The sequence below is a fragment of the Shinella zoogloeoides genome (assembly GCF_003574625.1).
In the GTDB taxonomy this organism is placed as follows: Bacteria; Pseudomonadota; Alphaproteobacteria; order Rhizobiales; family Rhizobiaceae; genus Shinella; species Shinella zoogloeoides_A.
Map to the genome: position 1 here is coordinate 32,304 of NZ_QNUJ01000014.1, position 12,683 is coordinate 44,986.

The 12,683-nt window shown below is 64.0% G+C and carries 13 protein-coding genes; 5 read left to right on the plus strand and 8 right to left on the minus strand.

Annotated elements, in window-relative coordinates; genetic code table 11:
* The first annotated feature begins 193 nt into the window (after positions 1-193).
* The gene (locus DSD28_RS23375; protein ID WP_119258836.1) at positions 194-1,243 is read left to right on the plus strand and encodes a polyamine ABC transporter substrate-binding protein; all 1,050 of its coding nucleotides are present in this window, start codon (positions 194-196) and stop codon (positions 1,241-1,243) included.
* Entirely contained in the window at positions 1,230-3,593 is a 2,364-nt protein-coding gene (locus DSD28_RS23380; protein WP_119258837.1) for a putative bifunctional diguanylate cyclase/phosphodiesterase, read from the plus strand. The genes DSD28_RS23375 and DSD28_RS23380 overlap by 14 nt, the downstream gene beginning before the upstream one ends.
* 146 nt (positions 3,594-3,739) lie before the next feature.
* Here DSD28_RS23380 and era read toward each other — a convergent pair whose 3' ends face one another.
* The 8 genes from era to rpoZ all read right to left on the minus strand — a co-directional run bounded on the left by era (position 3,740) and on the right by rpoZ (position 10,460).
* The gene (gene era / locus DSD28_RS23385; protein WP_119258922.1) at positions 3,740-4,684 is read right to left on the minus strand and encodes a GTPase Era; all 945 of its coding nucleotides are present in this window, start codon (positions 4,682-4,684) and stop codon (positions 3,740-3,742) included.
* 69 nt (positions 4,685-4,753) lie between these two features.
* Entirely contained in the window at positions 4,754-5,467 is a 714-nt protein-coding gene (gene rnc, locus DSD28_RS23390) for a ribonuclease III (protein WP_119258838.1), read from the minus strand.
* Positions 5,464-6,234, minus strand: coding sequence for a signal peptidase I (gene lepB, locus DSD28_RS23395; RefSeq protein ID WP_413251117.1), 771 nt, complete (start codon positions 6,232-6,234; stop codon positions 5,464-5,466). The genes rnc and lepB overlap by 4 nt, the downstream gene beginning before the upstream one ends.
* A 72-nt stretch (positions 6,235-6,306) precedes the next feature.
* Positions 6,307-6,717: a holo-ACP synthase gene (gene acpS, locus DSD28_RS23400; protein ID WP_119258839.1), complete on the minus strand. Its 411-nt coding sequence runs from the start codon at positions 6,715-6,717 to the stop codon at positions 6,307-6,309.
* Positions 6,714-7,289 (minus strand): DUF2062 domain-containing protein, encoded by a 576-nt coding sequence (locus DSD28_RS23405; protein WP_432430880.1) that lies wholly within the window; start codon positions 7,287-7,289, stop codon positions 6,714-6,716. Before DSD28_RS23405 ends, acpS begins: the two co-directional genes overlap by 4 nt.
* Positions 7,290-7,400: 111 nt before the next feature.
* Complete coding sequence (locus tag DSD28_RS23410) at positions 7,401-7,553, minus strand: DUF3563 family protein (protein WP_119258841.1); 153 nt, start codon at positions 7,551-7,553, stop codon at positions 7,401-7,403.
* 168 nt (positions 7,554-7,721) lie between these two features.
* A complete protein-coding gene (locus DSD28_RS23415; RefSeq protein WP_119258842.1) occupies positions 7,722-9,950 on the minus strand; it encodes a RelA/SpoT family protein in 2,229 nt (742 codons plus the stop codon).
* Positions 9,951-10,058: 108 nt separating this feature from the next.
* Positions 10,059-10,460, minus strand: a complete 402-nt coding sequence (gene rpoZ / locus DSD28_RS23420; protein ID WP_119258843.1) for a DNA-directed RNA polymerase subunit omega — start codon at positions 10,458-10,460, stop codon at positions 10,059-10,061.
* 407 nt (positions 10,461-10,867) lie between these two features.
* On the opposite strand from rpoZ, the gene DSD28_RS23425 reads away from it, so the two are divergent.
* The 3 genes from DSD28_RS23425 (at position 10,868) to DSD28_RS23435 (ending at position 12,674) form a co-directional block, all read left to right on the plus strand.
* On the plus strand, positions 10,868-11,443 hold the full coding sequence (locus DSD28_RS23425; RefSeq protein WP_119258924.1) for an NYN domain-containing protein: 576 nt from the start codon (positions 10,868-10,870) through the stop codon (positions 11,441-11,443).
* A gap of 49 nt (positions 11,444-11,492) precedes the next feature.
* A complete protein-coding gene (locus tag DSD28_RS23430) occupies positions 11,493-12,026 on the plus strand; it encodes a GNAT family N-acetyltransferase (protein WP_119258844.1) in 534 nt (177 codons plus the stop codon).
* A 183-nt stretch (positions 12,027-12,209) separates the two neighbouring features.
* On the plus strand, positions 12,210-12,674 hold the full coding sequence (locus DSD28_RS23435; protein ID WP_119258845.1) for a hypothetical protein: 465 nt from the start codon (positions 12,210-12,212) through the stop codon (positions 12,672-12,674).
* Positions 12,675-12,683 lie beyond the last annotated feature (9 nt).

A 12,683-nucleotide genomic window follows, 5' to 3' on the forward strand; every position in this document is an offset into this window, starting at 1 on the left:
ATAGTGAGCGCATGGCGACAGGCCAACCACCGGGCCTGCCGAGGCGGGCCACGTCCACAATATATCACCGGCCGCGCGGCCTTGCGCCGCCGCATCAGGGTTGAATGGACAAAAAAGGGGGCTTGGCGGTTGTAACCCTTCATAAAGCCTTGCCGACTATCCTGCCTTGCGTAACGGCAACGGGGCCTTCGGCATGCGCGGCGCATTTCTTGCAGCAGTCTCTCTGACGGCCATCGCCGCGGCCGCTCCAGCCCACGCGGCGACGCTCAATCTCCTCATCTGGGAAACCTATATCGACGAGCAGATCCTCGCCGATTTCACGGTCGAGACCGGCATCGAGGTGCGCCAGATCTTCTACGACAGCGGCGATGCCCGCGACGAGATCCTCGCCGATCCGAACAGCAATATCGACGTGGTCGTCACCAACGAGAACGGCGCGAAGCTCTACGGCAACCGCGGCATCATCATGGCGCTCGACCGCAAGAACGTGCCCGCGCTGAAGGACTTCGAGGAAAGCTGGACGAAGCGTTGCGGCGGCTATGGCGTGCCCTATCTCTGGGGCACGATGGGCATCCTCTACCGTTCCGACAAGATCACCGAGGCGCCCTCCTCCTGGGCGGACCTGATGAAGCCGGCGGAAAGCCTGCGCGGCCACATCGCCATGTACGACGACCATGCGGAAGCCTTCGTCGCGCCGCTCGTGCTGCTCGGCAAGTCGGTCAATGCCAACGACAACGAAACGTTGAAGGCGGCGTTCGAGCTGATGAAGGTGCAGCTTCCCTATGTGCTGACCTACGACTACGTCATCACCTCGATCCAGAGCGCCGACAAGGGGCCGAATATCTACATGGCGCTCGGCTATAGCGGCGACCAGTACACGCTGAACGGCAAGGTCAACGCGCCGGGCCTCTGGCGCTATGCCGTGCCGAAGGAAGGCACGCTCTCCTGGCTCGACTGCATCACCGTCAGCGAGCGCTCGCGGGACAAGGCGAACGCGCTGCGGCTGGTCGACTATATCAGCAATGCGAAGAACGGCGCGCGCAACGCCCTCAAGCTCAACATGCCCACCGCAAGCACCGCAGCGCTCGCGCTGCTGCCGCAAGACATCCGCTCCAATCCTGAAATCTATGCCGCACCGGAAATCCTGGCCAGAAGCCAGCTTCAGGAGGAACTGACCGTCCAATCGGTCCAGGCCCGCCGCCGCATCATCAGCAGTCTGGCCCAACTCAGTGACGCTCGGTAAACGCGCCCTCGCCCTCATCTTCCCGGTCGTCCTCTCGGGCTATGTGCTCGCGGCCTCCCTCATCTACTATGTCCAGGGCTCCGCGATCCTCGGGCTGGAGCGTGCGCGCCTGTGGCAGCAGATGGGCCTGCTCACCGCGCTCTTCCAGAACGAAGTGACGCAGAACCGCAGCCTCATCTATTCGCTCGTCGCCGGCGATACGGTGCGCCTCTTCGTCAACGAGCCGGATGCGGGCTATCGCAGCACGGCGCTCGGCGTGCGCCTGCAGCAGAGCATCACCTCGCTTTCCGACGACCGAAAGAAGTTCATCTCGGTCGCGATCATCCGCCCGCCGCTGACGGTCGACTATTATTACGAGGACAGCGCCGATCCGTTCGCCGAGATCACGCCGCAGCAGCTCGCCCATGCCCGGCAGGTCATCGCGAGCCCGCGCCTTTCGTCCTGGGCCTATCTCGACACGGCCGGCATCGAGCCGCTGATCGTGCATTCCGAATTCATCGATCCGCTGACCTTCAACCGGCCGGTCGCCAGCGCCAAGGACAGCGCGATCCTCGTGCAGACCGCCGTGCGGCCCAATGCCTTTCTCGAGATGAAGCGCACGCTCGAAAAGGAATATGGCGCGGCGATCGAGATCGGGCAGCACCAGTTCCTTGCGCAGGGTGCGCTCTCGGCCACCGCGACGCTCGGCCCCTCGCTCTTCGCCCGCCTGACGCCCGACGCCGCCTTCCTCGAAAGCCGGCTGGGGACGCTGAAGAGCCTGCTCGCGCTCGGCGCCATCGCGCTCAGCCTCTGCACCATCGGCCTCGTGCTGCTGCTCGTGCGGCGCTACATCACCAATCCCATCGCGCGGCTCGACCGCCAGCTTACAGACGTCATGACCGGCAGCCGCAGCGGCATCCTGGCAATGGACGAAGTGGGCGAGATCGGCCGTCTTTCGGCCAATGTCAAACGGCTGCACGACCATTCCATGCAGTCCTTCGACCTCGTGCAGAACGCTTCCTGGACGGATACGCTGACGGGCATCTCCAACCGCGAATATTTCAACATCCGCTCCACGCAGCTTCTGGAAGAGGCCGAGGAAGCCGGCCTCGGCTGCACGCTGCTCTTCATCGACGTCGACAACTTCAAGTTCGTCAACGACAAGCACGGCCACAAGATCGGCGACGAGCTCCTGAAGACGCTTGCCGACCGCATCTCGGCCATCGTCGCCCGCATCGTCGCGGATCGCGGCCTGCCGGACGGCCTCTTCGCCCGCCTTTCCGGCGACGAATTCGCCATCATGCTGCGCTGTCAGCCGGGCGGCGGCACGATCACCGAGATGGCAAGCAACATCCTCTCGCTCTTTGCGGAAGGCTTCGAGGTTCTGGACAAGGCCTATCCGGTGACGGCGAGCATCGGCATCGCCGTCTATCCGGAAGATGCCCGTACCCTGCCGGAGCTGATCGCCAATGCCGATGCGGCCATGTACCAGGCGAAATCGCAGGGCAAGAACGGCTCGGCCCGCTATTCGCGCTCGCTGCACGAAAAGCGCACCCGCCAGCGCCGCATCGAGGAGGAGTTGCGCGTCCTCGATCCCGACGAGGAATTCCACCTCGTCTACATGCCCATCGTCGACGGCCACGGCCGCGTGACGGGCTGCGAGGCGCTGCTGCGCTGGACCTCTCCCGCACTCGGCAGCGTAACGCCGGACGAGTTCATCCCGATCGCGGAGACCACCGGCCTCTTCAGCAAGATCGACTGGTGGGTGATCGACCGGGCCATGGCCGACCATGGCCGGATCCGCAAGCTCTTCGGCGCCGAGACGATCCTCTGCATCAACATCTCGTCGGCGGAACTCTATACGAAATCGATCAGCGACCATTTCTGCGAGTGTGCCGACCGGCACGGCGTCGACACGCGCCTCATCGAGATCGAGCTGACGGAAACCTTCGCGGTGAAGCTCGGCGAGCAGTCGCGCCGCAATATCGAGATCCTGCGCAGCCGCGGCTTCCGCATCTCCATCGACGATTTCGGGGCGGGCTATACCTCGGTGCAGCAGATCATCGAATATCCGGCCGAGACCATCAAGCTCGACCGCGCGCTCGTCGAAAGCCTCACCCGCTCGGCCGCCTTGCCGACGCTGCGGGCGCTCGTCGCGCTCTGCCACGCGCAGGACATGTCGGTGATCGCCGAGGGCATCGATACGACCGAGAAGATGACGCTGCTCGCCGCGGCGGGCTGCGACCTCTACCAGGGCTACCTGATCAGCCGCCCCCTCACCCTGGAAGATCTCGGCATCTGGGCCATGCAGCGGCTCATCGACAAGGCGCGCGAGGGCGCGCAGAAGCCGGAACGGCGCGCTCGGGCGTAGCCGATACCCCCTCTGCCTGCCGGCATCTCCCCCACAAGGGGGGAGAAGGAGGAGGCTTGCTCACCGTTCTATAGTGAATGCCAACGGAGCGGCAAGTTAAGCCCCTCCCCCTTGTGGGGAGGGGTTGGGGAGGGGTCTTCCCCCAACTACGACGTCGGGAAATCCAGCCCCATTTCGCGGAAGCGGGCCGGGTCGTCACCCCAGTTCTCGCGCACCTTCACGAACAGGAAGAGGTGCACGGGCTGTTCGAGGATGTCCGACAGTTCCTTGCGCGAGGCCATGGAGATCGCCTTGATCGCCTCGCCATTCTTGCCGAGCGCGATCTTCTTCTGGCTGTCGCGCTCGACATAGATGACCTGCTCGATGCGCACCGAGCCGTCCTTGCGCTCCTCCCACTTCTCCGTCTCGACATGCGAGGAATAGGGAAGCTCCTGGTGCAGGCGCAGGAACAGCTTTTCGCGAGTGATCTCGGCGGCGAGCTGGCGCATGGGCAGGTCGGAGATCTGGTCTTCCGGATAGTACCAGGGGCCTTCCGGCAGCGCGGCGGCGAGGTAGTTCATCACGTCCTCGCAGCCCGAGCCGTTGAGGGCCGAGATCATGAAGGTGCGCTCGAACTTGACGACCTCGTTCACCGCCGCCGTCAGCTTCAGCAGGTCCTCCGGCTTCACCCGGTCAACCTTGTTGAGGACGAGGATCTTCGGCTGGTGGACTTCCTTCAGGCCCTCCAGGATGGTCTCGGCATCGCCCTTGAGGCCACGCTCGCTGTCGATCAGGAACATGATGAAATCGGCATCCTTGGCGCCGCCCCAGGCGGTCGTGACCATGGCGCGGTCGAGCCGGCGGCGCGGCTTGAAGATACCGGGCGTGTCCATGAAGACGATCTGGGCGTTATCGTGGATCGCGATGCCGCGCACGATGGCGCGCGTCGTCTGGACCTTGTGGCTGACGATCGACACCTTCGCGCCGACGAGGCGGTTGACGAGGGTCGACTTGCCGGCATTGGTCGCGCCGATCAGCGCCACGAAGCCCGAGCGGGTCGCGCCCTCACCGGTCGTGCCGGTCTCGGCGGGGGTCTGGTTTTCTTCGGTCATGGTGTCCGTCAATCTTGTGTTTTCAGGCAGTTCCGGGCGCAAAGCCCTAGGGCTCCTGCCGAAATCGCCTCAGGCGCCGCCCTTGGGCCAGACGCCTTCGCGTTCCAGAATCTTCGTCGCGGCCACCTGCTCGGCGGCCCGTTTCGAGCGGTCGGTGCCCGTTTCCGGCTTCACGCCCCTGATCTCCACCGTCACGGTGAAGCGCGGGTCGTGGTCCGGTCCGGAGCGCTCATCCACCCGGTAGTTCGGCGTCACGCCGAACCGGGCATGCGCCCATTCCTGCAATTCCGTCTTGGCGTCGCGCCGCGCGCCTTCCGCCCGGGCGGCCCTGCCCTCCCAGTTGGCCAGGATGAAGCCGCGCGCCGCCTCCAGCCCGCCGTCGAGATAGATCGCGGCGATCAGCGACTCTACCACATCAGCCCTGACGTTCATCATGGCTTTTCCGGTGAGCTTCTTGACGTCCGCGCCGGTGCGGATGAAGCGGTGAAGGGCGAGGTCGTCGGAGACCGCCGCGCAGCTCTCGGCGCTGACGAGCTGGTTGAGGCGGACGGAAAGCTCGCCCTCCTTCGCCTCGCGGAAGGTGCGGAACAGCATCTCGGCGACGCAGAGCCCGAGGACCCGGTCGCCGAGGAATTCCAGCCGCTCGTAGTTGCTGCCCTTGCCGGGCCGGGCGCTGGCATGGGTGATCGCCCGGTCGAGACGGTCCTTGTCGGTGAAGACGTAGCCGATCAGCTCTTCGAGGGCTTTCCGGTTCGCGTCGTTCAGCGGTATGGCGCCCTTCATTCAACGACCTTGAAGAGGCGGTCCCAGCGCAGGTTGGTCGGCCACTTCCAGACTTCGCTGAACGACGTGTCATGCCCCAGCGAGAAGAAGATGAGGCTTGCGCGGCCGATCAGGTTCTCGGCCGGCACGAAGCCCACGTCGAAGCGGCTGTCGGCCGAGTTGTCGCGGTTGTCGCCCATCATGAAATAATGGCCTTCCGGCACGATGAACTCGCGCGTGTTGTCGCCGACGGTGCCCGGACGGGTATCCAGCGTATCGTAGGAAACGCCGTTGTCCATGGTCTCGCGGAAGACCGGCACGTCCTCGCCGGTGTCGTACTGGTCGTCGGCGCGGAAGAAGCCGTTATGCTCGCGCGGCACGGGCTGGCCGTTGACGTAGAGAACACTGTCCTTGACCTGCACATGGTCGCCCGGCAGGCCGACGAGGCGCTTGATGTAGTCGATGTCGGGGTTCGGCGGGAAGCGGAAGACGACGATGTCGCCGCGCTTCGGCTCGCTGGCGAAGATGCGGCCCGAGAACAGGTTCGGCGAGAACGGCAGCGAATACTTCGAATAGCCGTAGGAGAACTTGTTGACGAAGAGATAGTCGCCGACGAGCAGCGTCGGCATCATCGAGCCCGAGGGGATGGTGAAGGGCTGGAAAAGCACCGTGCGGATCACCACGGCGAGCAGCAGCGCCTGGATGATGACCTTGACGTTTTCCCACAGGCCGCTCTCAGCCTTATCAGTCTTCTCTGCCACGCCGGACTTGTCCTTATTTGCAAACATGGGGCCCTCTATAGAGGAAAGGTTGCCTGTTGGAAATCGTGTCGGTCAAAAAGACACATGGCGAAACACCGGCTAGCCGGACGTTCCGGCCGGCAGCGCCTCGATGATCACGAATGCCTGCGCCAGCGGGAAATCGTCGGTAATGGTGATGTGGATGCGCGCCTCGTGCCCCTCGGGCAGGAGCTGCTTCAGTTTTTCGAGCGCGCCGCCGGTCAGCCGCATGGTCGGCTTGCCGCCCGGCAGGTTGACGACGCCCATGTCCTTCCAGAACACGCCCTGCGCCAGCCCCGTGCCGAGCGCCTTGGAACAGGCTTCCTTGGCGGCGAAACGCTTGGCGTAGGAGGCCGCGCGGTTGCGGCGGCCGTCGGACTTCGCCCGCTCGATCTCGGTGAAGCAGCGCTCCGTGAAGCGTTCGCCGAAGCGCTCCAGCGACTTCTCCACCCGGCGGATGTCGATGAGGTCGCTGCCGATGCCGATGATCATAGGGGAGTGTCTCCATGGGAAAGGACGGGCACGCGCTTCACGAGGCGGGCATGGCGCCGCGCCGCCACCGAACGCGCCGCAAGGCGGGTTGCGCCATAGGCGAGGAAAGCCGCGCCGCCGCCGAGGACGAGCGCGCCGACGAGCATCGGCTCAAGCACAGGATGCCAGAGCTCGGAAAATTGCAGATGTTCCATGCGGTGGAAGAGGTCCGCCGCGCTGATCGCCTCGCCCGAACGGATGCCGAGCAGCCCCTCGCCGACGCGGAAGGTCGCAAGGGCGATGAGCGGGATGGTCAGCGGATTGGCGATGGTCGTGGCGAGCGCCGCGGCGACGAGATTGCCGGCTGTCAGGTAGGCGAGCGCAAGGGCGAGGATGACATGGAAGCCGAGCAGCGGCGTGAAGGCGGAGAAAGTACCGGCCGCGACCCCCGCCGCAATCGCATGGGGCGAAGCGGAAAGGCGCAGGATGCGCTTGGCGAGGTAGCGCGCGGGACGCGAGAACCCCTTGCGCGGCCAGAAGAATTCGCGCAATCGCTCGGGCCAGGAGGCCTTCTTTCGGCGTCGGAACAACATCGCCCAGACATAGCCGATCCGTTGGTGGCATTTCAATGGCGGCGCCGCCATGGCGCCGGATGCGGCAGCCGCCGTGGCGCAGCGATCTGCGCCACACGGCAAGCCGAAGCCTTAGTAGGACCTGCGGAAGAGGCCGCGGTCGATCTGACGCTGGCGGTATTCCAGGTCGATGCGGTCGATGGCGGCGTTCAGGTAGGCCATCTCGCGCTCGTCGGCATTCGGGATGCGCAGGGCGCGGGTGAAATTCTTGATCTGCTTCAACATTGGTAAACCTCGTTCGGTTACCTCCCGACGCAGAAGATAGGTTTACCCGCCCCTTCGCACCAGCGACACTATCCCAATACAGCCATGCGGAACGCGCATAACGGCTGGTCAAATCTTGGGCAAACCTGCCTCAATCGAGGCAGGTCGCCACATTTTTGCATGGGACCGTCACGCGAAGACACGATTGATCGTCGAAACGCACTGCAGTTCCTTCAACTGGCCGATGAGCTGGTTGAGCTGGCGCAGGTCCCAGACCTCCAGATCGATATGCACCTCGGTAAAGTCGGCCGCCACGCGCGCCATCGACATGGAGCGGATGTTGATGTCGCTGGTGGCGATGGTCTGCGTGACCTCGGCCAGCGTGCCCGGCTCGTTCAGCGCGTTGATCATGATGCGCGCCATGAAGCGGGTGTTGTTCGCCTCGTCGAGGTCCCAGCGCACGTCGATCCAGCGCTCCGGCTCGTCGTCGAACTTCTGCAGCGCCGGCGACTGGATCGGGTAGATGGTGATGCCCTTGTCCTTCTCCATGATGCCGACGATGCGGTCGCCCGGCACGGCGCCGCCGGCGGAGAAGTGCACTTCGGCGTTGCCGGAAAGGCCGCGGATCGGCAGCGCATCGGGGCCGGCCTCGCCCTCCTCGCGCTCCAGCGCCGCCTTGTTCTTGCCCGGCAGCTTGAAGACCATGCCGGCCGCACTGCGCATGTTGAACCAGCCGTCGTCCGAGCTCGGCTTCACCGTCACGCGCTCGTCCTGGTAATCCGGGAAGACGGCGCGCAGCACGTCGAGCGAGGAAAGCTCGCCGCGCCCGACGGAGGCGATGGCGTCCTCCACCTCCTTCTGGCCGAGGCGATGCAGCACCGGCTTCAGCCCGTCGCGGGAGAACTGCTTTCCGGCGCGCTCGAAGGTGCGCTCCAGAATGCGGTAGCCGAGGCCGGAATATTGCTTGCGCACGGCGGCACGGGTCGCGCGGCGGATGGCGGCGCGCGCCTTGCCGGTGACGACGATCTCCTCCCAGGCCGGCGGCGGCACCTGGATTCCGGAGCGGATGATCTCGACCTCGTCGCCATTGTTGAGGCGGGTGACGAGCGGCATGATGCGGCCGTTGATCTTGGCACCGACGCAGGTGTCGCCGATATTGGTGTGCACCGCATAGGCGAAATCGATGGGCGTCGCGCCGCGCGGCAGCGTGATGAGCTGGCCCTTCGGCGTGAAGGTGAAGACCTGGTCCTGGAAGAGCTCCAGCTTGGTGTGCTCCAGGAACTCTTCCGGATTGTCGCCCTCGGCCAGCGCCTCGATGGTCCGGCGCAGCATGGCATAGGCGTTGGAGCGCGGCGAGCGCACCTCGTCCGCGCCGGCGGCTTCCTTGTCCTTGTAGAGCGAATGGGCGGCGATACCGTATTCGGCGATCTCGTGCATGCGCTTGGTGCGGATCTGCAGCTCGATGCGCTGGCGCGAGGGGCCGACGATGGTCGTGTGGATCGACTGGTAGTCGTTCTGCTTCGGCGTCGAGATATAGTCCTTGAAGCGGCCCGGCACGACGCGCCAGCGTGTGTGCACGATGCCGAGCGCCGCATAGCAGGCGGGAATGTCGCCGACGAGGATGCGGAAGGCATAGACGTCGGAGAGCTGCTCGAAGGACAGCGACTTCGACTGCATCTTGCGGAAGACCGAATAGGGCTTCTTCTGCCGGCCCTTGACCAGCGCCTCGTCGAGGCCGTTCGTCACCAGCAGCTCGCGCAGCTCCTCCTCGATCTTGCGGATCAGGCCCTCGTTGCGCCGGGAAAGCTCCTCCAGCTTGCGGCTGACGGTCTCGTAGGCCTCCGGGTTGATGTAGCGGAAGGACAGGTCCTCCAGCTCCTCGCGCATGTCCTGCATGCCCATGCGGCCGGCCAGCGGCGCATAGATGTCCATCGTCTCTTCGGAGATGCGGGCGCGCTTTTCCGGCGACATGTGGTCGAGCGTGCGCATGTTGTGCAGGCGGTCGGCAAGCTTGACGAGGAGCACGCGCACGTCGTCGGAAATGGCGAGCAGCAGCTTGCGCAGGTTCTCGGCCTGCTTGGCCTTCTTGGAAACGAGGTCGAGTTTCTTGATCTTGGTGAGGCCCTCGACCAGCGCGCCAATATCCTCGCCGAACAGTTCGTCGATCTCGGCGCGCGTGGCGCTGGTGTCCTCGATCGTATCGTGCAGCAGGGCCACCGCGATGGTGGATTCGTCGAGGCGCATGTCCGTCAGGATGGCGGCGACTTCGAGGGGATGCGAGATATAGGGATCGCCGCTCGCCCGCTTCTGCTGTCCATGCTTCTGCATGGCATAGACATAGGCCTTGTTCAGCAGGGCTTCGTTGGCATCGGGCTTGTATTTCTGAACCCGCTCAACGAGTTCATATTGACGCATCATCCTCGGTCGGCTTTCTCCCCGCTCCCGCAGGGCAAAAAAAAGTGCGCCCCAACTTAAAAGGGGCGCACCGGCATTCGCAACAGCAAAGGTTTCGGTAAGTTACCGAAATCAGTAATCGTCGCTCTTTTCCGGCGGAACGAGGCCTTCGATGCCGGCCAGAAGCTCTTCTTCCGACATGCGGTCGAAGGCGATGGTTTCCGGCTGGTCCTCGTCCTCGTCGACGGTGGCGGTCGTCGCATCGTCGGCAATGAGGCTGGCCGGATCGGGCTCGGGCTCGTCCACTTCCACATGCTTCTGCAGCGAGTGGATCAGGTCTTCCTTGAGGTCGTCGGGCGAAAGGGTTTCGTCGGCGATCTCGCGCAGCGCGACGACCGGGTTCTTGTCGTTGTCGCGGTCGATGGTGATGGCGGCGCCCTGCGAGATGAGGCGGGCGCGATGGCTTGCAAGAAGAACCAGCTCGAAGCGGTTGTCTACCTTGTCAATGCAATCTTCAACGGTGACACGGGCCATTGCCTGTCCTTTGTGATCGAGAATTTCAGGAGTTTGCATGCCCGATACAGGGATCGGGCCGGAAATTCAAGTTTTTCCTTCCCGCGCCCCCGGCGGGGCATGTCGTAAGGTTGCCCATATAACTTCTGATTGATGCCTCCCGCTAGGGGAGGCGGAAGGGCGAAATATCGGACAAATGGGGTAAAGCGCGGGAACTATTCCCCAATTCGGAAGTCATTGAATTTACTGAAACGATGCCGGAAACAAAATTGAACGGCGCAACCTAGATTTGCTTGGAAACCGGCGGCGGCTGCCCTAAATGAATATTATATGAAAAATAGGTAATTCAACCGGAATGTGCACCGGGCAAGCAGAAACCGGCTGAAACCCAACCTTTTCCTCAACTTCTATTTAAAGGATTGCGCGACATGTTCGACCCCCGCGAGAAAATCGCCCTCTTCATCGACGGTGCAAATCTCTATGCGGCGTCCAGGACACTCGGCTTCGACATAGACTACAGGAAGCTTCTGAAGGCCTTCCAGAAGCGTGGCTACCTGCTGCGCGCCTATTACTATACCGCCCTCATCGAGGACCAGGAATATTCCTCCATCCGCCCGCTGATCGACTGGCTGGACTATAATGGCTACAAGGTCGTCACCAAGCCGGCCAAGGAATTCACCGACTCGCTCGGCCGCCGCAAGATCAAGGGGAACATGGATATCGAGCTGGCCATCGACGCGATGGAGCAGTCCGAGACGGTCGACCACCTCGTCATCTTTTCCGGCGACGGCGACTTCACCACGCTCGTCGAGGCGCTGCAGCGCAGGGGCCGCAAGGTCTCCGTCGTCTCCACCATGCAGACCCAGCCGCCGATGATCGCCGACGACCTGCGCCGCCAGGCCGACTATTTCATCGACCTCGGCACGCTGAAGGCCGAGATCGGCCGCGACCCATCCGAGCGCCCGCAGCGCACGGCCGAGCCCGTGGAAACCGCCGCGGACTGAGGCGGCAGGCTCCGCCTCTTCAAGCCGTCAGCGGAGGGGATGCACGAGAATGGCTGTCTTGCAGACGACACGGCTGACGCTCCGCCCCTGTCGCCCGGATGACCGCGACGATTTCATCGCCCTCGAACGCGACCCCGAGGTCATGCGCTTCCTCAATGGCGGCCACGCGGTCGATCGAGCGCGGGCAGATCCTAGCGCGACATTCCTCATGCCGGAGGGAACGGAACCTCATGTCTGGACGGCGCGGCGCACGGCCGGCGGCGCCTTCGTGGGATGGTTCTGCCTCTGGCCGGAGGGCGAGGCCCTTGCCGAACTCGGATATCGCCTGCGCCGGGAGGACTGGGGACAGGGGCTGGCCTCGGAAGGCGCCCTCGCCCTCGTCGGCTGGGGTTTCGAACACGGCGGCTATGACAGGATCGTGGCGACCACGATGGTGGTGAACCGTGGATCGCGCCGCGTGATGGAAAAGCTGGGCATGAGATATACGCGCACCGACCATATCGACTATCCCGACCCGATTGCCGGCAGCGAGCAAGGCGATGTCTGGTACGAGATGACACGCGGCGAATGGCGCGGCCGCTAGCTGGACAAAGCGGGCCATCGCACGCGGCCCTCCCTTTTCATACTCTTCCGTGAACCCGGAAATCCGCCATATTCAATGTTCGTTAAACATTGATTCAAATGCCCCTGCCCCTCGTTAACGTTCCGCAAGACTTTGCTGATATTGCGAAATCCTACAGTCACTTCGCATCAGGATTTCCGGAAAATGGTGGACGCAGTATCGCTTTCGAGCAACAGCTACCGGGCCGCATCGAGCGCGCTCGCATCGCGCATCGCCGAAAGCCGCCCCGCAGCGGAAGCCTTGGCCGCACTGAGCGGCCCGCAGCCGGTGACGACAGTTTCCGCTCCCTCCGATGCGGCGGAAGAGATCGGCGATCTCGCCTTCCTCTATGCGCCGAACGGCCAGCCGGGGCTTGCGACCCAGCCCGTCAGCACCGTCTCCGCCACGCAGTCGACGCCTGACACACGCGTTGCCGCGGAACGCAACCCGAGCGCACGGCTCGCCATCGAAAGTACGGATCTCGACGCCCTGATGTCGTCGTTCCTGACCGCGCGCACGCCAAGCGCCAATCCTGCGCCCTCGCCGGACGTGCCGGCGCCCGCGAGCAACGAGCAGCTTGCGCTCGCCGCCCGCCAGTCGGTGATCAACCAGCTCTACAACCAGTTCTGAGGAAGACCG